The sequence below is a fragment of the Rhizobium sp. CRRU65 genome, from assembly GCF_048551595.1.
Classification (GTDB): Bacteria; Pseudomonadota; Alphaproteobacteria; order Rhizobiales; family Rhizobiaceae; genus Rhizobium; species Rhizobium leguminosarum_J.
In genome coordinates this window covers 123,998-141,602 of sequence record NZ_JBLYZH010000016.1, presented here as the reverse complement: position 1 = coordinate 141,602, position 17,605 = coordinate 123,998, and the positions used below count along the sequence as shown (strand labels likewise).

Sequence of the window (17,605 nt, the reverse complement as noted above, 5' to 3'; positions counted from 1 at the left end):
AGCGTGGATATAATCTTCGCTATTGATCTGCCGGCCGTGGAGATTTTGGAAATGGGTACCGTAGAGCGAAAAACTCGGGAAAGGGCCGAGCGCGAAGATCGCATTGTCGCGGCGGCCCGTGCCGTCGCAGAAAGCGAAGGATGGGATGCGGTGACGATCCGCCGCCTAGCCAAGGAAATCGAATACAGCCAGCCGGTCCTCTATTCGCATTTCGCCAACAGGGACGCCATCGTTGCCGCAGTCGCCGTCGAGGGCTTCAAGGAGCTTGCAACCGTTCTCCAGGCCGCGGCGGGCGAGGCGAAGGGACGACGACAGTCCCTCATGGACGTCGCGATGGCCTATTTTGCCTTCGCCCTCAGTCGCCCGGCACTCTACGAGGCGATGTTTATCCTGCCGACCCAGTTGCAGTTCGCCGAGGCTGAAACGAGACCGGAACTTCGGGCCGGTTTCGATGCCATCGCTGCTGCCGTGTCTCCGTTCTGTGCCGATGCGGAGATCGTGACCGAGACCTTCTGGGCAGCCCTTCATGGACTTGCCGAGCTCGAACGTGCAGGCCGCATCAGGCCCGGTATGCGTGACAGACGCATCGCGCTTGTTGTCCAGGCGATCATCGATGCAGGGGTTCATCAAACCGGGTCGTCAGATCAGGTCTGAAGGCTGGGCCGGTGGCCGCCGCACTGCGAGAACTGGCTGGCGCCTATTTCTCCTCCTTCATTCCTGTGCTTGTCACAGGAATCCAGCCACGGCGCGTCCGTGCCGTGAATGACTCTCATCCAAACAAGAAAGTCTATCGCGCCCAAGGACTTGGGCGCACTGGATTCCTGTGACAGGCACAGGAATGACGGAGGGTGGGGCGGCGACTTCCACGCCGAGATATCTGCGCCGATCGCCTGAGGCCGATCTCGGCCGCTTGCATGACGCCGATCTGCGTGCTAAACACTGAACTAGATGGTTCAGTTTTCGACAGCTCGCCTTGATGCCTCCTTTGCCGCGCTCTCGGACGCCACGCGACGTGGCGTTCTGGAGCAACTCGGGAGTGCCGATGCTTCGATCACCGAGCTCGCAGAGACGTTCCACATGACCCTCACGGGCATGAAGAAGCACATCGGCGTCCTCGAGCAGGCGGGGCTGGTGACGACCGAGAAGGTCGGGCGTGTGCGGACCTGCAGGCTGGGCTCACGCGGGCTCGAGGAAGAGGCGGCATGGATCGAAGCGCGCCGCGAGATCTGGAACGCACGCTTCGACGCGCTTGATGACGTCATCGAGGCCCTGAAACGGAAGGAGAAAGTCGATGGGGGACAGAGCGAGTAACGGCCGCACGGCGGTCGAACGGATATCCGAACTTGAACTCGTGGTAACGCGCACCTTCAACGGCCCGGTTCGCCTCGTATTCGACGCGTGGACCAAGCCGGAGTTGTTCAAGCTGTGGTGGGCGCCGAAGTCGATGGGCGTGCCCCTTCTTTCCTGCGAGATGGATGTTCGCACCGGGGGCAGCTATCGCATCACGTTCGGACACGACGCTTCGGACGCCATGGCCTTCTTCGGCAAGTATCTCGACGTGTCGCCGCCATCGCGCCTCGTCTGGACCAATGACGAAGGCGGGGAGGAGGGCGCCGTCACCACGGTGACCTTCGAGGAAGAGGACGGCAGGACGCTGCTGGTACTGCGGGAACTCTATCCCTCGAAGGAAGCGCTCGACCAGTCTTTCGTCGGCATGGAAGACGTTTTGCCGGAGCAGTTCGAGCAGTTGGATGAACTTCTCGTCACGCTCAGCGCGAGCATGTGACAGCTCGACTCATTCGGCCATGCCGCAAACAGTGACGAACCAGGGAATTGGCGCAGCGTGACTGCTTCCTGAAGTCCTACCAGCCCATGTTCCGCCGGCGATGGCGCAATTCACGGGTGGATGCGGCCTGTCGATCTTAGACCGCCCGAACTTCGGCAAGCCGCTTGACTGCGTATTCGTCCTGCCAGCAGACGGCGGCTTCCCATGCGGCCGAGGCTTGCGCGGCGATGTCATGTGCGCCGTCGTCGAGATCGGCAGCGTTGTCGGGCAGCACCAGGTCAAGGTCGGGGACGTCGACATGTGACTCATCCCAGTCGATCAACGCGACCCGATCTGCAGTCATGCGGATGTTGCCAGGGCTGTTGGGATTGCCGTGGACAACGCATGTCTGACGCCCGATGAGCCGCGCCCACGCTGCTCGACATCGAATAACGCCCTCAGACGGCATCGCGGTCAGGTTGATCCTCGTTCCGGTCTCAGTATGCAGGAGGTCGCTCGAGGATCGCCAGCCCGGGCGCTGCGGCCAGCCCTGCGTCAGCCGATGCAGCTCGCGCAGCGTGTCGGCGACGCGACGCCAGTCGGACCCCGTCTCGGGCGGTCCGCCCTCCATGTATTTCATCACCACCAGACCGTTTGCGAATAGGCGGCCGTCAGTCGTCGGGATCGGCACTGGAACGATCATGCCTTCACGGTCGAGGTGTTGGAGCAGCTCGGCTTCCCATTTAAGATCAGCGTCGCTCCTGGAGCCGAGACGAGCGACCGCGATCTGCCCTTGGACGCGTAACGCTCCACACGTCGTTGGCAACGCCACCCGTGAGCCGTTCGATGCGAACCGCGTCTTCACCCCATTGCCCGAGTGCTTCCCATCCCATTGGCGATACCCTTGGCGGCCATGATTAAATTGACGGAAGAAATAGAGAAAGTTTACGACGCCACAAAGGCCGCTGGCGGCGCGAAGCTGCCGTTGGTCGCAACCTGAACGCTCATTCATTCCTGCGTCCTCAGGCTTTCCCCGACAAGTTCCCATAAATCGACCTTCTCGGCCCGCCCCTTGAGCTGCACCAGGCCCAGCGGGCGAAGGGCGAAGCGGGTGCCGACGGCCTCGTGGATGGCGGCGCTCACCAGGATCGAGGTGTTGAATTCCTTGTTCAGTCCTTCCAGCCGTGAGGCGACATTGATCGTATCGCCCATGGCCGTATACTGCTGCCTGGAAATCGCGCCGAAGCTGCCGACCACTGCCGGGCCGGTGTGCAATCCAAATCGGGTGATGAGCGCGGGACGGCCATTCCGGCGGTTGGCTTCATTCAACTCGTCGACCGCCGCTTTCATGGCAAGCGCGCACCGGCAGCCGTTTTCGGCATGGCTGGTATCCGGAACAGGGGCGTTCCACATGACGAAAATGGAATCGCCGAGATATTGGACGACAGTGCCGCCATGGTGTTCGGCGATGGTGTTCAACAGTTCGAAATAGGCCGACAGCGTATCGACCACGTCCTCAGGCGAATGCTGCTCGGATATGGTGGTGAAGTCGCGAATGTCGGTGAAGAGCACCGTCACATCCTGCCGCTGCGCCTTGACGACCGCTCGTCCCTCGGGATTGACGATCCGCCTGACGACTTCACGCGGAACATAGAGGGCAAACTGGCTGATGGCGTGGCGGCTTGCCGCCAGCGCGCTTGCCAGCGTGTTGATCTCCGATATCCAGGAGTGGGAAACGCCTTTCTCGCCGACGTCGAGATCGCCGATCCTGCGCGCCTCGTCGGCGAGGCGATAGAGGGAACGGCTGACCATGCGCGAAAGCATCACCGAAGCAGCAACGCCTGATATCACGAAGGCGGCCGCAATCAGGAGATTGTGCAGGAGCAGCCGATTGGCTTCAGCCACCAGATCTTCCAGGGGCACGACGATTGCTGCAACGCTTCCCTTGAACAGACCGGAGACGGCGACAGGGGCGATCTGCAGGATCTGGCGTTCGCCATCGAGATCGATCCGCACCACGCCGCCATTTGCAAAGGCCGGATCCCGCCTGAGCCTCGCCACCGTTTCGAGGCTCGTGTCGTAACTGTCTGTCGTCGTATCGACGGCAACGGCGCCGTCATCGGCACTTTTCGACCATATGCCGAGAAGCCTGTTCATGATTGCCGGGTCGGAATGGGCGATCAGATCATCGGCATCATCGATGATATAAGCGCGCGCCCGCGGCGAAATCTCCTGCGCATCCAGCAGGCGGCTGACAGTCATCAGGTGGATGTTGATGCCGACGACAACCTGATCGTCGTCTCTCATCGGTGCTGCGATCGTCAGCGTTGGAAGCTGCAGCGTTCCCGCGAGATAGGGTCCGACGGATACTTCCTCGCCATGCTGGATGACGGATTGGTACCAGGGGCGTTGCCGCGGATCGAATGATGCATAGTCGACGTCACGCTCGGCGATCGGCCTTGCCTGGAGGTCTAGGAAGCGAAACGTCGATATGACGTCCGGGCCCTGTCTGCGTGCAATCGTGCGGATCGCAAAAGCCGTGCCATCGGGTGCTGCGAGGATCCGGCGGACATCCTGCCTTTGCGTGTTGATGACCTGCAGATACGAGCCGTCAGGATAGCCGGTGTAGACGCTCGTCGCGTTGGGGACGTTTCTGAGAACCTCCAGAAAGAATTGCTGTTTGGCCGTGATATCTTGGGGCGGCGGGGAGGTGAGCTGCGGCAGGGTCGATGCCAGTGCCACCGCCTCGGTGCCGCCCTGCAGCGTATTGCGGTACCCCTCGATCAGCCGCAGGCTCATCTCGCGCATCTGCTGCACGCCCGCACTGACCGCAGCATCGCTTCCTTGCCTGAACGCCAGCCAGATGATCGGCGTCGACGTGCAAAGCAGCGATGCGACGACCAGGACGCCGAGATGCAGTCTTAGGGGTTTGGACCAGTGCACGAGATTTCCCCCGAAATGCGGACACGTCTCAGCGCACGAGGCATAGTCAACGATGGCAGCTAACCGCTTTTTGAAAACTTACACAAGGCGGTGAGTGCGGTCACGACGCCGCTGCGCGTTTCGGTAGAACAAAGTCGCCGACCGTATGAACTGTCGCCGATCATGCCCGCATGCGTCGCTGTCCTTGCTCCAGCCGCCACTCCGCGCTCCGTCTTCCTCGGGCTTGACCCGAGGATCCACACCGGCCTCCATTAGCAACGGGCATGGATCCCAGGCTCAAGGCCTGGGATGACGGAGGGTAGGTTCAATGGCAGAGAACCAGCGACGCGAGACTGAGGCCCTATCAATTGATGCGGCCTACCGCCGGTGAAGCGCCTTCAGCTTCTCATAATGTTCCTCGACCCGGCGGCATGCCTCTCGCGAGGTTTGCTCCGAGCCGCTGCGAGGCATGATCTCCTTTCGCACCCATGGAAGGTGGGTAGCGTTCCACTTCCACAGGCCGGGTTTCAGGTCAGCCGCGTTCTCAAGCTCGACGCGGCCGAAAGACTGGTCGCCGTCGAAGCCGCTAAAATCCTGATGTCCTTCTCCAGGCCAGGTCTCGCGCCATGTGTAGATCGGTTGGTATTGATCTTTCATGTTGTGGCCCATCCGCTTTGCGCGCCATCGTCGATAGATGGCTTTAAGCATTTGCGGGCGCTCCAGTTCCGAAGAAAAAAGCGGTTGCCGAATGACCCATAGAGTGGTACATCAACTAAGCATTGGAGGCGTGGAATGATCGTCGGGTTTCAGGACGAATGGCTGCGGGCCTTTTTCGTGGAGGATATCCACTCCCGCAACATTCCGTCCGATCTCGAAAGCCGGTTGTTCCGCAAGCTCCAGATGATCGACGACGCGATGACCGATCAGGATTTGCGTGTGCCACCCAGCAATCATTTCGAGAAGCTGCGCGGCACGCTCGACGGCCTGCATTCGATCCGCGTCAACAAGCAGTGGCGGCTGATCTTCCGATGGGACGGCGGTCGCGGCGAAGCGTCGGATGTTTATCTCGACGACCACAGCTATCGATGAGGTGACGCCATGTTGATGACCACACGCAAACCGGCCACGGTCGGCGAAATCCTGAGGGAAGAGTTCATGCAGCCGCTCGGCCTGACGCAGGCGGTGCTTGCCGAGGCGATGGGCGTGCAGCGCAAGCATGTGAACGAACTCTGCAACGACCGGCGCAACGTGACGGCGGCGACCGCGCTCATTCTGGCGCGCGTGTTCGGCAACAGCCCGGACTTCTGGCTGAACACGCAGCGTCGCAGCGATCTGTGGAGCGTCATGAATTCGCCCGAGGAGCGGGCGCGGGTCGATCGTGCCAAGCCCTTGGCGAAGGCGGCATAGCGCGGAGCGATCCCACCGATTTGCCGCCGTTTCTTCGCCATGACCGCACGGCCTGCGATTTGGCTTTCGGTTCTACTCTTGCCGCCGCTTGATGTCTGTTTGACTCGAACCGAGAAACAGGCGGCGACATGGAAGGCGATGACGACGAGAAGCCGGACGAGACCGTCCCGGCCAACGGCAAGGACGGTGCGGACGGCGAGCCGGAGGCGGAGACATGGCAACGCATCGACCGCGCGGCGCTGACGCTGGCCCGGATCATCGGTCGCCGCATGGCGCGAGAGGACTTTGCGGCGCTCGCCGCCGCCAATGACAACCACAGGCCCGATGCCGCCGGGAAGACGGAGGACGAGGCCGACAAGGATGCCGAGAGTGATCCTGAACCCGCATATGCGACTGTGCTTCACAGCAGTTCTTGCTCTATTGGCTATTGGTCTAAGGCCAGCCGCCGGAACGCCGAAATGTCCTGCTCAGGATGAATTGCTGGCGAAAGCGGAGATCGTGGTTGATGCGCGCGTGAAATCGCTGTCGATCGGCGAATCCGGTTTCATAGGGACAAAAGACTCTCCGACGCGGTGGATAAGGGCAGATCTGGAGATCAAGAGAGTTATCAAAGGCAAATTCTTGGGAAATGAGGCGACAGTGTACGGCACGCTGTATCCCCCAGGGCCTTTCATGGAGTTGACCGCGATGGCGTTATCTTACGGTTTCGATGGCCATGACACCTTCGAATGGGAGCTTTCGCGCCACGAAATCGGTGATGATGTGGCGTTGTTTTCAATGAACGCCTGCAACTATCGCAAATTCCCCGACTGGGCAGTTGGTCCCCGCTGATCGACGGTGTCACATCGCGATTGGCGCATGTCGGCTCACGCCCGCTTTCGCCGCATCTGCGTGACGCTCCGCCAGACGGCCGAGACCAGGAAGTAGAAGGCGCCGAGGCCGGCATATCCGGCGATGTTGGCGATTGACGGCGCTTCCGGCATTTGCGCCTGGGCGATGAAGAACGTGCCTGCCACCGCGGATTGGCCGCCGCTGAGGATCATCGCCCACTGGCCGCCATTGGTCTTCCAGCGCCGGACAGCGGTTCCAAGCTGCAGCAGGCCGGAAAAAATAGCCCAGAGGCCAAAGACGCCGAGAACCCAGTTCATGCTCATTGTCAGTGCGACGATCACCGCCGCTGTCGTCACCGCGCTGACGGCGACGTTGATTGCCTGGCTGCGGTTGTTTGCCAGGCCGCCGTTCCGCGCTGCGTCGATGAGGTTGGCTGCGGCATCCCAGGCCGGGTAGAGGATCAGCAAGGCCGCCGCGACGGCGAGCGACTGCTGGCCGGCCGTCAAGGCGGCGGCGACCCAGATGGCGGAAAAGGCTGCTCGCGTAAAGTAATAGCGCGTCAGCCACTCTTCCCTGTCGCCAGACGCGACGGTGGTTTGATCGGTGGTCATCATGATCTCTTTCCTGAATGTGATGGTGTTGGTCTGATAGGGGCGGGCTCACCGTCATGAGCGGCGGCGTCCGTCATCGCGATGGGATTTCCTGGGCTTGCCGGAACCGCCCCAGCACCGCCGGGCTGCTGTCCGGTGTTCTCCGTCGTTCGAGTCCATCGGCTGCGGTCAGGCGGCATTCCCTGGTAAATCGCCGGTCGAACCGGGGGCGGCCCGGCCGACCGGCGACGACGTGGTCACATGGGCGGGACCACGCCATTCTTTCCGACAAGCACCTGATGGGCGAGGGGCCCCGAGGCAGCCTTTTCGGCGGGGATGAAGACGACGGCGCCGGGAACGAGATCGTCCTTGGTGGCCGGAGCGATGGTCACCACGGGCGTGCCGTCCGGAATGGCGATCTTCTTTTCCTTGCCGTGATAGGAGACGGTGACGGTGCGGCCGTCGACGCCCTTGACGGCGTCGGCCACGGTCGCATTGGTCATGCTGCTGTTGGGCTTGAGGTCCCAGCCGTAGCTGCCTTCACCCGCACCCTTCATTGCCGGCGGGAAGATCAGCACCTCAAGCGCGCCGTCGCCGCCGCCTGCGCTGGGCAGCGATGCGATGCCGACGAAGTCGCCCGGCTTGATGTCGGTGACCGCAGCATTTGCAACGCTCGCCAGTTTCCAGCCGTCGGCGAGGGTGACATCGACAGTCTCTCCCTCGCGGGTCTTCACCTTGAGAGCGGAGCCGCTATAGGCGACGATGCTGCCCCTGACATGGATCTGCTCGGGTTTCTGGTCTTCGGCATGGACGGGCGCTGCCGGAAGTGCCGTCGACGCGATAGCGGTGAGCCCCAGCACGAGGGCGGGGAGAATGTTCTTGATCATGTCGTTCTTCCTACTAGTTGGTAGTTTTGCTGACGTCGTTGTCGCTCCGGGCTTTATTCCGCCCGGAACTTTATCGAGCGGCGGTCGGAGTGAGCCGCTGCAAGGTGGGGGCCAGAATGGTGGCGAAGACCTCCGGGGTCCCGTAAGCACGGGCTGAAAGCATGGCGCCGTGGACGGAGGCCATGAAGGCTTCAGCCTCGACACGCGGTTCGCTCGACAGCGTCAAACTCCCGTCTTTAGCGCCGCGTTCCATCACCGAGGTCAGCCATGTCGACGCAAAGCGGAAGAAAGCCTTGACCTCGGACGCGACCTCCGGCGGCAGGGCCGGCAGTTCGCTCGCCAGCAGGGCGCAGACGCAAAATGGCCGGCTTGCATCCTCGATGCACTGGGCCCAGTGGCCCGCATAGGCTTGGAGAAGCGCCAGCGGATTCCGCACCTGCTGCTCCAGGCCCGCGATACCCGCCTCTGCATCTTCGCGATATCGCACGACAAGCGTGTGCACCAGATCGGTCTTGCTCGGAAAATGGTGATGGATGCTGGCCTTGCGGATGCCGACGACGGCAGCGATATCGGCATAGCTGAAGCCGTTATAGCCTCCGGTCATGATCAGCGCTCGGGCGGAGGCCAGGATTTCGTCGGAGGTCGTCAAAAGATTGCTCATGGGCTGTATCTACCTTCCAGTAGGAAGGCTGTCAAGCGCAAAGCAGATTTTCCGCCGGCAGCGGTCGTCGAGACGGTGACAGGCTTCACCTTGATTCTGGCGAAAGTGATGGCGGCATCGGTTGTAGCGAACGGCCTTGACTCGCCTCGAATACCCAGAACATAATCAGAACATCTAATATGCGGGATGGAGTTCTCAATGTGCGGCCGCGTCTACATCAAGACATCGCTTGAGGAGCTGGTGCGCAATTTCGCCTTTGCAGAGCGAGGCGCGATCGATGCGCTGGGGAACCGATTTCCGCGCTATAACGGCGCGCCGACGCTGGATTATCCGATCATCATTCGCGACATGGTCCGCGAGCCTGATATCATGGGACCGGTGTTCGCCTCGGCGCGCTGGGGTCTAATGCCGGCATGGATGAAGCCGGGTGGCCGGCCGCCGCCGATCAATGCGCGCTGCGAGGGCATTGCCACCAACGGCCTATTCCGGTCGGCCTACAGGTCGCGCCGGTGCCTGGTGCCGATCAACGGCTTCTTCGAGTGGAAGGATATTTTCGGCACGGGCAAGAACAAGCAGCCCTATGCGATCGCCATGGCCGACGGCTCGCCCTTTGCGCTCGCCGGCATCTGGGAGATTTGGCGCAGCCCGGAAGGCGTAGACGTCAGAAACTTCGCAATCGTGACCTGTGAGCCGAATGCGATGATGGCGCAGATCCATGACCGCATGCCGGTCGTCCTGCACCGCGAAGATTACGAGCGCTGGCTATCTCCGGAGCCTGATCCGACCGACTTGATGAAGCCGTTTCCGGCGGAGCTGATGACCATGTGGCCGATTGGCCGCAATGTGGGTTCGCCCAAGAATGACACGGCTGACATTATCGATCCGATCGACCCCGATCCGGAACCGACGCTGATCTGAATTCACCGGCTCGGGCGGGAGCCATCCATCAACCATGCGGTCAAAAGGATACCTCGCGAGAGGACAGGACGACGCATGCCAGAACAAATCACATGGAAATCGTGGGAACATGTCAGCGGCCGGGAAATCAAATACAAATGGCGGCACGCCTGGAAGGAGAAACCCGGCGACGACTACGTCGCTTTCGACGGCGATACCCAGATCGGAAGGATATTCCGGTCACAGGCCGGCGAAGGGATCGATAATCGATGGTTCTGGATCGTGGCGACAGACGGCAGCAATCGATTGGATTGGCCGTCAGCCGGATACGAGGACAGTGCCTATGTCGCCTCGAGGCGGCTGGAAATGATCTATGAGAGCATCAAGAGCGGGAAACGGAGGACGGTGCATCCATGAGCATCGAAGGCCATTCGAACGCGCCGGGCGCCAATGTGATCGTTGAGCATTATTGCGAGCACCGGCTTGCCGACGGCACACGCTGCAAGGAATGGGGAGGCTGGGGCCACAGCCCATCCCCGGCCGTGCCAACGCGCTGGTGGTGCTTTGAGCATTTCCCGCATAAATCATACGAACAGGAACAGGCGCTCAGGCGGAAGCTGGAGGCGGCCGAGGGTGGGAAAATTATCCAATGAGGGCTGGCTGATTGATGTTCCGCGTCAGTCGTCGGTCGAGACGGTAACGGATTTCCACGCCTCGATCTCTTGCTGCAGGCGAACGATCCTCTCCGACACATGCTTGAGGGCGTCGCTACCGAGCAGCAGCTGCGGCGGCGGATTGTCGGATTCGATGAGCTCCAGAACCGCGGCGGCCAGTTTGGCGGGATCGCCGAGCTGCTTGCCGCTGACGGCCTGTCGCGCCTCGCGGATTGGATCGAACAGGCCATCATAATCGGCGATCGACCGCTCCGTGCGGACCATCGATCGTCCGGCCCAGTCCGTCCGGAAGGAACCGGGGCAAAGGGTCGTCACATGCACCCCGAACGGGGCCATTTCCGCCCGCATCACCTCCGATATGCCTTGAAGCGCAAACTTGCTGCCGCAGTAATAGGCGATGCCGGGCATGGTGATCATGCCGCCCATCGAGGTGACGTTGACGATGAACCCTTGGCGTCGCGCGCGAAACCGCGGCAGAAATGCCTTGGCAACGGCGACGGCGCCGAAGACATTCACCTCGAACTGCCGCCGCATCTCTTCGATCGGCGACTCCTCGATCACGCCCTCGTGGCCGTAACCCGCATTGTTGATCAGCACGTCGACCGGCCCATGCTCGTCTTCCGCGTCGGCGACGCCATCATCGATGCGGTCGAACTCGGTGACGTCGCAGACGACCGGCCGCAGGGCAGGCAGGGTTTTTGCGAGCGCCGTGCGCGAGGATTCTGAGCGCACGGTACCAATCACCGTGTGGCCCGCCTGAAGCGCCGCAGACGCAATGGCCAGCCCGAAGCCGGAATTCGATCCGGTGATGAAGAAGGTCTTTCGTGACATCAACGATATTCCTTGAATGAGGATGGAATTTGACAAATAGTATGAAGAAGCTCAGGCTTCGATGGCGGATTCTCTCAAAATGTTGCCAAATCCTATGAATGGTGATCGCGGCCCATCCAGGCGAGGGGAGATGGTCGCCTTGGCTGCACGTCTCGCCCCCCGTCACGGATATAATCCGACCGCGCTCGCTCCCGTCCGCATATTGCGCACGGAAGCCGTGCTCCACGATATCCCTGTCCTCTATAGACCGGGCGCGGTTTTCGTCTTGCAGGGCAGCAAGCAGGGCATCCTCGAAGGCGAGGTCTTCCTCTATGATGAGGAGCATTATCTGGCGGTGTCGCTGCCCGTTCCGTTTCGGATGACGTCGATGGCCAGTCCCGAGCGGCCCTTGCTTGCGGTCTATGTCGAGTTCGATATGCAGATGGCGGCCGAGATCGCGCTGCAGGTGGAAGAGCATGCCGACCTGCCAGGCGACGAGCCGAGAAGTCTCGTCTCGAGCAGGATGTCCGGCGATATCGAGGATGTCCTGCTGCGCCTGCTGACGGCACTACGCAGCAGCGTCGAGACGGATGTGCTTGGCGCCGGCATTCTGCGCGAATTGCACTACCGTGTCCTGGTCGGCCCGCAAGGCGGCGCGATGATCGCAGCCCTTCAGCAGAAAGGCAGGTCCGGAAAGATCATCCAGAGCCTGGCCTGGCTGCGGGAAAACTATGGCCTGGAGATCGCGGTCACCGATCTGGCAAGGGAGGTGGGCATGAGCGTTCCCTCCTACCATGTCCATTTCAAGGGTCTGACCGGCAACAGTCCGATGCAATACGTCAAGGCCATGCGGCTTCACGAAGCGAGATTGATGATCGCGCGCCAGACGAGAACGATCGCTGATGTCGCGGCTTCGGTCGGCTACGCCAGCCCGGCGCAGTTCAGCCGCGACTTCAAACGGCATTTCGGGCGCACGGCATCGGAGGAGATCAAGTGGGTCCAGCGCCATCTTGGCGAACTGGGTGACGATCACGGCTAAAGCATGTCTCACACGCCCGACGGTGCAACGGCCCGCAGCGCGGTCCTAACGATCGCATCGCCGAACTCCGGCGAGACCGGGCGATGGCCGACCAGCAGCCGGAAGAAGACCGGTCCGTAGATCATGTCGAGCAGCGCCTCCATATCAGGCGGCGGAACGATCTCTCCCCGAGCCAGAGCCTCCTCCAGGATGACACGACCCGCGTTGCGGCTCGACAGGATCACCTGGTTGCGGAAGGCCTTGGTGAATTCGCTTTCCGGGTCGGCGGCCGCAAGTGCCATCGTGATCTGCCGTCCGCGCGTGCTCGCAAAGGCAGTCACCAGTCCGCTCATCTGCGCCCCGAGAGCCGCCTGCGCCGTGCCCCCTCCAAATTCCGCTTCCGGTAGCCGGTTGACCAGAAGAGCGGCCATCGCCAGTTCCTGCGCGTTGGCCCAGGAACGGTAGATCGTCGGCTTGCCGACACCGGACCGCGCCGCCACGGCTTCGATCGTCATGCGGCCAAAACCTTCGGCCATCAGGATTTCATGGGCGGCCTCCAAGGCACGCCTCTGCGCGGCAGCGCTTGGCGGCCGCCCTCGTTTCTTCGGTGTTGCATTACTCTCTTGACTCATATCTTTACGATACGTAACGTTAATGAAGAACCCAGTCAAGGAGGATCATCCATGCCGAGTTTTGCCCGAAAAGTGAGCGCCTACTTCATCGTCAAGGATGCGGCGCGGGCCATCGACTTCTACAAGGAGGCTTTCGGCGCCACGGAAGTCTTCCGAATGACCGATCCTTCGGACGGGCGGATCGGCCATGCCGAGCTGCGTTTCGGAGAGACGATGATGATGTTGGCAGACGAATATCCGGACTTCGGCGCCCTGTCTCCAGATACCATCGGAGGCTCGCCGGTGACCTTCCATATGGACACGATGTCGACCGACGCAGCACTGGCGCAGGCGCTGTCGGCCGGGGCGACGATGTTGCGTCCGGCGACCGACCAGAGTTTTGGCGAGCGGGTGGCGCAGGTGCTTGATCCCTTCGGTCACCGCTGGATGTTGTCGCAAACCATCGAGCAGGTCACGCCTGAGGAGATGCAACGCCGCTGGAACGCGGACATCTCGGCGTGAGTGCCACAGCCCTTGGAGCGCTCGAGGAGGCCGGTGGCCGGCGTCCGTCCCGAGCGGCTGCACCAGTTCTCTGGCGGTTCACTGAAGGCAGCTCACATCAAAACATCCGTCTTGACTCTCTTCGCTATCAGAACATAATAAGAACATCGGCGCGGCGGCCGCCATCTGAAAACCGAAGATGTGGAGAGCGGATATGCGTGAGCAGCCGATCGGCGAAGCCGTGGAAGATGATGCGTGGCCTGCAAGTGATGTGATGTGGCCGCCGGAAAAGGAGATTGAGGTCTCCGAGGCGCATGCAAGCCTGATCAAGGCCGTGGCGGGGAGCCGCGGCGTGAGATTTTTCACGGCCTTCATCATCGACATCCCCAGCGATACCTATCTTGGCGATGTCCAGATGGCGATCGACGAGGCTGCCGGCGAGGCCTGCGGCATCCTGCTGACGAAGCATGTCACCGGCCGTGACGCCGCAACAGGCGAGCCAGTTCTGACCGAGGAAGCCACGCGACCGTTCAAGTTTCCTTGCGGCGAGGGCGTCGCGAACGCCATATCGGCATTCTGCAGCAAACTCAAAATGGCGGGCATCTTCCCTTGATCGCCGTCATGCAACGCTTCCAGCCGGACCTCTCGAAAACGCCGATGCATCGTCGCAGCAAAGAAGGTGGAGTTCCATCCGGCCATGCTTTGCCGCATGCGAGGGCCATGGTAAATTTCGATAGACCGTGTCGATTCCGGCGTCGTAAAATCGACAATCGTGAGAAAAACACGGAATGAGCCCCCATGCCCATCTTTCATGCGCAGTGTACCTGTGGCGCCCTTGCCCTGGAGGTCTATGGCGATCCTGTGCACAACCACGTCTGCACGTGCACGCGCTGTCAGCGTGCATCCGGCAGTGCGCTTTCACACAATGTGTGGTTCCGTGAGGAAAATGTCCGGATTATCTCCGGGGAATATTCCGTCTGGTTTCCGCAAGGCGAGACCACACCTGATGTGATGAAAGCCTTTTGCCGGGTCTGTGGCGGGGGCGGGTTTTCGAAATCCGGAACATACTTTCCCGGCACTGTCGTCATCGCCGGCGGCACATTCGCCGATCCGTCCTTTCCTGTGCCGGATCATGTTCATTGGTGGGAGAGTCGCCCGCATTGGCTCGATCTGGCCGAACCGATCGAGCGTCTTGCCGGAAATTGACCTCTCCGGGCATCGCCTGCGTCACCCCTGAATGATGCCGCTTATGTTTGAAACCTGCACAACACGGAGGCTCTCTTTTGCCCCCGACGCAGCGGATGGCGCGTCAAGTAGCCAGGGATAGCGGAGTTGAGTTGCGGGCAACCATATGCTGATGCAGAGTGCCGTGGAAATGGGAAGCCCAAAAGTGACCAGGAAAAACCATAGCAACCCGCGCTCGCGAAAACACACCGCCGACGCTCCAGCGGTCGACGTGTTCACCCGGAGCGCGCTCGCATCCGATCTGACCTGGCTGCCGGATATGACGGCTGTTGGAAAGCCACCGCTTACCGCTGATGCCTATATAGAGGCCTATCTCGCAGATCCCGGCGAATGGTATTGGACGACGATTTTACTGCACGATCCGCGCGAGGTCGTCTTGAAACGAGTGCTCGCCATCATCGAGCAAGCCCAATTGCCTGGCCACGAAAAAGCGCTCGGCCAATTGGGCGCCGGCCCGCTCGAGGACATGATGTCGGAGGAGTTGCTGGATCATTTACAAGATTGGCTGCCGTTCACGCCTGCCATGCGCTATGCGCTCAGTCAGGTTCGAATGTCTAGCGAATCTCCTGCCCTGCAACAGCGTCTCAATGCCATGTTTTTACGCTAGTGCCTCTGACGGTAGCGGGCATGGATCCCAGGCTCGAGGCCTGGGATGATGGAGGTTGGGGGGCGTTTTCGTCAAACTCCTGCCAGCGGATGGTGCGTCGCGTAGCCGAGGATGGCCGAGGCCGAGGAGAGCGATCAGAAAGCGCGATTGCGCACTCATTCCCCGACGTCTCGGTATTTGCCGCGGAGTTCGCCCCTTGCTCCGTCTTCCTCGGGCTTGACCCGAGGATCCACTCTCGCCTCTAACAGCCGCGGGCATGGATCCCAGGCTCAAGGCCTGGGATGACGGAGGTTGGGGGGTGCGTTTTCGCCAAACTCGCGGTCGGCGCGGGAACCCTGCGCAAATCAATGCGACGATTGAACCCGCGTGCCTCATGCCTCGGCAATGGTTTACCTCGGACCCTTCGTTACCTGTGTCCGTGATATTGGCATCATACGGATCTACGGAGTTCCCGCTCGGCTGCGGGAGCCACGATTTTCGCTCGGAAAAGGACGGCGAGATGCCGAACCAGATCGTGAGGCCGAGCAACGCCAAGCCGATCAAGACGCCGATGGCGGAGTAGATCCAGATCATCCGCTCGTTCCTCTTGCGCGCACCCACCATAACACCGGGCGCCTTGTTTCAACAATATCAGCGCTCAAGCGGACAAACCTCGGGCTTTAGTTCGAGAGGTATTGTTGAAGGAATGTGCGAACGCTGCGGATGGACTTTCCTGCGGCGTCCGGATTGTATTTTTCGATGTGGCCCAACACCCTCCGTCCCACCTTAAATTCCGGGGCGTCAAAATCGTGGTAAGTGCCCTTGTAGATATTGAACTCGATGGGCGGGCTATCGTCACTCAGCTTGGCAAGCCTCTTCCGGCATCGGTCAGCCGGGCTCCAATTGTCTCGTTCGCCAGTTAAAATCAAGATCGGCACCGTCGCATCGCCCTGAGTTGCCGCGCAGAGGGGATAGTAGGCAACCGCCGCCCTGAACTTGCTGTCCATCAGCTGTTCGTTGCCTTCGATTTTTGTTCCCTCCAGCGTCGCCGTGCCGCCGGTTGAAAAGCCCATCAGGGCAACGCGCCTGGCATCGACGAAGCTTTGCTTCGATAAAAAATTCAAAGCGCCATAGGCGTCGAAGACCCGATCGGGGAGACGGTTTTGACAGGTGTCCTTGATGTTGCGGGAGGTGAAGCTATCGACGACCAGCACGACGTAACCCCATGCGACCAGCCGTTTCGGCCAAAGCTCCTTGACGCTCAAACGCATGCCCTCGCATCCATGCAGAACGACGACTGCCGGGAAAGGGCCATCACCCTGGGGGCGGGATAGATATCCCAGCAGGGGCGTACCTTGCGGTTGAGAAAGAATTTCTCCCTGTTCTCTCGCCTTGCTTATCCGAAATGGGCTGAGCTTGACGGGCGCGCTTTCGAAGTGAACCAGTTCGTCGGCATCAGCCGGGTTTCCAGCGAGCGTGACGCTGAGAAAAGCGATGAGGCAAAGAAAAAGTCTCGTGGTTTTCACTGAACTTCTCCACCGTTTGATCAACAGCCCACTCATTGTACGCCGGACCTGAAGGCTCGCAAAGCGGTGAGGCGTTCTGCCGCCGGTTGGACCGGGTTGGGCAGATTTCAATTAATCGCATGCTGCGGTTAGAAGCCCTTGATCACCCCCCGGCGGATCATTTATGACTACCGTAAATCCAGGCTGCGAAATTTGAGTCCAGAAGCGATGTCGACCAAATCGGCGCCGCGCTCCGATCGTACGCGCCATTTGCCAAGACTTGCGGATTTGCCACAGGGCTCACCTCTTGCTCCGTCCTCCTCGGGCTTGACCCGAGGATCTACGTTGACCCTCCACCAGCAGCGGGCATGGATCCCAGGCTCAAGGCCTGGGATGACGGAGGTTGGGAAGCGAGATTTGCCAAATCCGGCGCCGGCGCGGCGTAAGTCGTTCTGCCGCCGACCGTGTCGAGCAGGCTCGGTTTCGAACTGGCGCGAGGCCCACAATTAGCCCTTGATCACCCCCCGGCAGATCATTTATCACTACCGCAAATCCAAGCTGCGAGATTTGAGTCCAGAGGTGATGTCGACCAAATCGACGTCGCCCTTCAATCGTTTGCGTCACTCGCCAAGGCTTGAGAACCGGTCATCTCAGACGTCCGGACAGCTTCCTCGGATCGTCGTTGATCCCCCATC

At 60.9% G+C, this 17,605-nt stretch carries 23 protein-coding genes and 1 pseudogene; 15 read left to right on the top strand and 9 right to left on the bottom strand.

From position 1 onward, the window contains the following. The first annotated feature begins 51 nt into the window (after positions 1-51). The 3 genes from ACM5SV_RS27790 to ACM5SV_RS27780 all read left to right on the top strand — a co-directional run bounded on the left by ACM5SV_RS27790 (position 52) and on the right by ACM5SV_RS27780 (position 1,786). Entirely contained in the window at positions 52-654 is a 603-nt protein-coding gene (locus ACM5SV_RS27790; RefSeq protein WP_128405852.1) for a TetR/AcrR family transcriptional regulator, read from the top strand. 294 nt (positions 655-948) lie between these two features. Then, positions 949-1,311 carry an ArsR/SmtB family transcription factor gene (locus ACM5SV_RS27785; protein ID WP_222017722.1) on the top strand — a complete coding sequence of 121 codons (363 nt, stop codon included), beginning with the start codon at positions 949-951 and terminating at the stop codon, positions 1,309-1,311. Beyond that, positions 1,292-1,786, top strand: coding sequence for an SRPBCC family protein (locus ACM5SV_RS27780; RefSeq protein ID WP_222017720.1), 495 nt, complete (start codon positions 1,292-1,294; stop codon positions 1,784-1,786). Before ACM5SV_RS27785 ends, ACM5SV_RS27780 begins: the two co-directional genes overlap by 20 nt. Before the next feature lie 136 nt (positions 1,787-1,922). Here ACM5SV_RS27780 and ACM5SV_RS27775 read toward each other — a convergent pair. The 3 genes and pseudogenes from ACM5SV_RS27775 to ACM5SV_RS27765 all read right to left on the bottom strand — a co-directional run bounded on the left by ACM5SV_RS27775 (position 1,923) and on the right by ACM5SV_RS27765 (position 5,344). Next, positions 1,923-2,658: pseudogene (locus ACM5SV_RS27775) on the bottom strand (phosphotransferase enzyme family protein). A gap of 115 nt (positions 2,659-2,773) precedes the next feature. Next, the gene (locus ACM5SV_RS27770) at positions 2,774-4,708 is read right to left on the bottom strand and encodes an adenylate/guanylate cyclase domain-containing protein (RefSeq protein ID WP_222017715.1); all 1,935 of its coding nucleotides are present in this window, start codon (positions 4,706-4,708) and stop codon (positions 2,774-2,776) included. Positions 4,709-5,065: 357 nt separating this feature from the next. Further along, positions 5,066-5,344, bottom strand: a complete 279-nt coding sequence (locus ACM5SV_RS27765) for a hypothetical protein (RefSeq protein ID WP_026157280.1) — start codon at positions 5,342-5,344, stop codon at positions 5,066-5,068. 135 nt (positions 5,345-5,479) lie between these two features. Here ACM5SV_RS27765 and ACM5SV_RS27760 point away from each other — a divergent pair, with 135 nt between their 5' ends. The 4 genes from ACM5SV_RS27760 (at position 5,480) to ACM5SV_RS27745 (ending at position 6,925) form a co-directional block, all read left to right on the top strand. After that, positions 5,480-5,776 carry a type II toxin-antitoxin system RelE/ParE family toxin gene (locus ACM5SV_RS27760; protein ID WP_012756493.1) on the top strand — a complete coding sequence of 99 codons (297 nt, stop codon included), beginning with the start codon at positions 5,480-5,482 and terminating at the stop codon, positions 5,774-5,776. Between the two features lie 9 nt (positions 5,777-5,785). Then, positions 5,786-6,094 (top strand): HigA family addiction module antitoxin, encoded by a 309-nt coding sequence (locus ACM5SV_RS27755; RefSeq protein ID WP_221975345.1) that lies wholly within the window; start codon positions 5,786-5,788, stop codon positions 6,092-6,094. Between the two features lie 128 nt (positions 6,095-6,222). Next, positions 6,223-6,570 carry a hypothetical protein gene (locus ACM5SV_RS27750; protein WP_222017713.1) on the top strand — a complete coding sequence of 116 codons (348 nt, stop codon included), beginning with the start codon at positions 6,223-6,225 and terminating at the stop codon, positions 6,568-6,570. A 1-nt stretch (position 6,571) separates the two neighbouring features. Beyond that, a complete protein-coding gene (locus ACM5SV_RS27745; protein WP_222017710.1) occupies positions 6,572-6,925 on the top strand; it encodes a hypothetical protein in 354 nt (117 codons plus the stop codon). Positions 6,926-6,960: 35 nt separating this feature from the next. Here ACM5SV_RS27745 and ACM5SV_RS27740 read toward each other — a convergent pair whose 3' ends face one another. From ACM5SV_RS27740 to ACM5SV_RS27730, 3 genes are all read right to left on the bottom strand, one after another. After that, the gene (locus ACM5SV_RS27740; RefSeq protein WP_222017709.1) at positions 6,961-7,539 is read right to left on the bottom strand and encodes a DUF308 domain-containing protein; all 579 of its coding nucleotides are present in this window, start codon (positions 7,537-7,539) and stop codon (positions 6,961-6,963) included. A gap of 233 nt (positions 7,540-7,772) precedes the next feature. Next, positions 7,773-8,402, bottom strand: coding sequence for a hypothetical protein (locus ACM5SV_RS27735; RefSeq protein ID WP_419425456.1), 630 nt, complete (start codon positions 8,400-8,402; stop codon positions 7,773-7,775). A gap of 70 nt (positions 8,403-8,472) precedes the next feature. Next, complete coding sequence (locus ACM5SV_RS27730; protein WP_222017705.1) at positions 8,473-9,063, bottom strand: TetR/AcrR family transcriptional regulator; 591 nt, start codon at positions 9,061-9,063, stop codon at positions 8,473-8,475. Between the two features lie 198 nt (positions 9,064-9,261). Between ACM5SV_RS27730 and ACM5SV_RS27725 the strand changes: the two genes are divergently transcribed. The 3 genes from ACM5SV_RS27725 (at position 9,262) to ACM5SV_RS27715 (ending at position 10,613) form a co-directional block, all read left to right on the top strand. Continuing rightward, on the top strand, positions 9,262-9,981 hold the full coding sequence (locus ACM5SV_RS27725) for an SOS response-associated peptidase (protein WP_128411576.1): 720 nt from the start codon (positions 9,262-9,264) through the stop codon (positions 9,979-9,981). Between the two features lie 75 nt (positions 9,982-10,056). Next, positions 10,057-10,377, top strand: a complete 321-nt coding sequence (locus ACM5SV_RS27720) for a hypothetical protein (RefSeq protein WP_222017703.1) — start codon at positions 10,057-10,059, stop codon at positions 10,375-10,377. Next, positions 10,374-10,613 (top strand): hypothetical protein, encoded by a 240-nt coding sequence (locus tag ACM5SV_RS27715; protein ID WP_222017701.1) that lies wholly within the window; start codon positions 10,374-10,376, stop codon positions 10,611-10,613. Before ACM5SV_RS27720 ends, ACM5SV_RS27715 begins: the two co-directional genes overlap by 4 nt. A 24-nt stretch (positions 10,614-10,637) precedes the next feature. On the opposite strand, the gene ACM5SV_RS27710 is transcribed toward ACM5SV_RS27715, so the two are convergent. After that, positions 10,638-11,465, bottom strand: coding sequence for an oxidoreductase (locus tag ACM5SV_RS27710; RefSeq protein ID WP_222017698.1), 828 nt, complete (start codon positions 11,463-11,465; stop codon positions 10,638-10,640). 79 nt (positions 11,466-11,544) lie between these two features. Here ACM5SV_RS27710 and ACM5SV_RS27705 point away from each other — a divergent pair, with 79 nt between their 5' ends. Then, positions 11,545-12,483 (top strand): AraC family transcriptional regulator, encoded by a 939-nt coding sequence (locus tag ACM5SV_RS27705; RefSeq protein ID WP_222017696.1) that lies wholly within the window; start codon positions 11,545-11,547, stop codon positions 12,481-12,483. An 8-nt stretch (positions 12,484-12,491) separates the two neighbouring features. Here ACM5SV_RS27705 and ACM5SV_RS27700 read toward each other — a convergent pair whose 3' ends face one another. After that, positions 12,492-13,094, bottom strand: a complete 603-nt coding sequence (locus tag ACM5SV_RS27700; protein WP_012756505.1) for a TetR/AcrR family transcriptional regulator — start codon at positions 13,092-13,094, stop codon at positions 12,492-12,494. A gap of 51 nt (positions 13,095-13,145) precedes the next feature. Between ACM5SV_RS27700 and ACM5SV_RS27695 the strand changes: the two genes are divergently transcribed. The 4 genes from ACM5SV_RS27695 to ACM5SV_RS27680 all read left to right on the top strand — a co-directional run bounded on the left by ACM5SV_RS27695 (position 13,146) and on the right by ACM5SV_RS27680 (position 15,426). Continuing rightward, positions 13,146-13,595: a VOC family protein gene (locus ACM5SV_RS27695; protein ID WP_012756506.1), complete on the top strand. Its 450-nt coding sequence runs from the start codon at positions 13,146-13,148 to the stop codon at positions 13,593-13,595. Positions 13,596-13,788: 193 nt separating this feature from the next. Beyond that, positions 13,789-14,187, top strand: coding sequence for a hypothetical protein (locus ACM5SV_RS27690; RefSeq protein WP_222017694.1), 399 nt, complete (start codon positions 13,789-13,791; stop codon positions 14,185-14,187). Between the two features lie 185 nt (positions 14,188-14,372). After that, positions 14,373-14,780 (top strand): GFA family protein, encoded by a 408-nt coding sequence (locus ACM5SV_RS27685; RefSeq protein ID WP_222017692.1) that lies wholly within the window; start codon positions 14,373-14,375, stop codon positions 14,778-14,780. Positions 14,781-14,949: 169 nt separating this feature from the next. Beyond that, a complete protein-coding gene (locus ACM5SV_RS27680) occupies positions 14,950-15,426 on the top strand; it encodes a hypothetical protein (protein ID WP_222017768.1) in 477 nt (158 codons plus the stop codon). Positions 15,427-16,085: 659 nt separating this feature from the next. Here the strand turns inward: ACM5SV_RS27680 and ACM5SV_RS27675 are convergent. Continuing rightward, entirely contained in the window at positions 16,086-16,967 is an 882-nt protein-coding gene (locus tag ACM5SV_RS27675; RefSeq protein ID WP_419425455.1) for a dienelactone hydrolase family protein, read from the bottom strand. Positions 16,968-17,605: the final 638 nt, after the last annotated feature.

What these genes read in the sequence shown, in the direction of transcription:
- ACM5SV_RS27760 (WP_012756493.1), top strand. Translation starts at nt 5,480, where the DNA reads ATGATCGTCGGGTTTCAGGACGAATGGCTGCGGGCCTTTTTCGTGGAG.
- ACM5SV_RS27725 (WP_128411576.1), top strand. Translation starts at nt 9,262, where the DNA reads ATGTGCGGCCGCGTCTACATCAAGACATCGCTTGAGGAGCTGGTGCGC.
- ACM5SV_RS27680 (WP_222017768.1), top strand. Translation starts at nt 14,950, where the DNA reads ATGGGAAGCCCAAAAGTGACCAGGAAAAACCATAGCAACCCGCGCTCG.
- ACM5SV_RS27695 (WP_012756506.1), top strand. Translation starts at nt 13,146, where the DNA reads ATGCCGAGTTTTGCCCGAAAAGTGAGCGCCTACTTCATCGTCAAGGAT.
- ACM5SV_RS27785 (WP_222017722.1), top strand. Translation starts at nt 949, where the DNA reads ATGGTTCAGTTTTCGACAGCTCGCCTTGATGCCTCCTTTGCCGCGCTC.
- ACM5SV_RS27685 (WP_222017692.1), top strand. Translation starts at nt 14,373, where the DNA reads ATGCCCATCTTTCATGCGCAGTGTACCTGTGGCGCCCTTGCCCTGGAG.
- ACM5SV_RS27780 (WP_222017720.1), top strand. Translation starts at nt 1,292, where the DNA reads ATGGGGGACAGAGCGAGTAACGGCCGCACGGCGGTCGAACGGATATCC.
- ACM5SV_RS27750 (WP_222017713.1), top strand. Translation starts at nt 6,223, where the DNA reads ATGGAAGGCGATGACGACGAGAAGCCGGACGAGACCGTCCCGGCCAAC.
- ACM5SV_RS27720 (WP_222017703.1), top strand. Translation starts at nt 10,057, where the DNA reads ATGCCAGAACAAATCACATGGAAATCGTGGGAACATGTCAGCGGCCGG.
- ACM5SV_RS27690 (WP_222017694.1), top strand. Translation starts at nt 13,789, where the DNA reads ATGCGTGAGCAGCCGATCGGCGAAGCCGTGGAAGATGATGCGTGGCCT.
- ACM5SV_RS27705 (WP_222017696.1), top strand. Translation starts at nt 11,545, where the DNA reads ATGTTGCCAAATCCTATGAATGGTGATCGCGGCCCATCCAGGCGAGGG.
- ACM5SV_RS27765 (WP_026157280.1), bottom strand. Translation starts at nt 5,344, where the DNA reads ATGAAAGATCAATACCAACCGATCTACACATGGCGCGAGACCTGGCCT.
- ACM5SV_RS27715 (WP_222017701.1), top strand. Translation starts at nt 10,374, where the DNA reads ATGAGCATCGAAGGCCATTCGAACGCGCCGGGCGCCAATGTGATCGTT.
- ACM5SV_RS27700 (WP_012756505.1), bottom strand. Translation starts at nt 13,094, where the DNA reads ATGAGTCAAGAGAGTAATGCAACACCGAAGAAACGAGGGCGGCCGCCA.
- ACM5SV_RS27735 (WP_419425456.1), bottom strand. Translation starts at nt 8,402, where the DNA reads ATGATCAAGAACATTCTCCCCGCCCTCGTGCTGGGGCTCACCGCTATC.
- ACM5SV_RS27755 (WP_221975345.1), top strand. Translation starts at nt 5,786, where the DNA reads ATGTTGATGACCACACGCAAACCGGCCACGGTCGGCGAAATCCTGAGG.
- ACM5SV_RS27675 (WP_419425455.1), bottom strand. Translation starts at nt 16,967, where the DNA reads ATGAGTGGGCTGTTGATCAAACGGTGGAGAAGTTCAGTGAAAACCACG.
- ACM5SV_RS27740 (WP_222017709.1), bottom strand. Translation starts at nt 7,539, where the DNA reads ATGATGACCACCGATCAAACCACCGTCGCGTCTGGCGACAGGGAAGAG.
- ACM5SV_RS27710 (WP_222017698.1), bottom strand. Translation starts at nt 11,465, where the DNA reads ATGTCACGAAAGACCTTCTTCATCACCGGATCGAATTCCGGCTTCGGG.
- ACM5SV_RS27790 (WP_128405852.1), top strand. Translation starts at nt 52, where the DNA reads ATGGGTACCGTAGAGCGAAAAACTCGGGAAAGGGCCGAGCGCGAAGAT.
- ACM5SV_RS27730 (WP_222017705.1), bottom strand. Translation starts at nt 9,063, where the DNA reads ATGAGCAATCTTTTGACGACCTCCGACGAAATCCTGGCCTCCGCCCGA.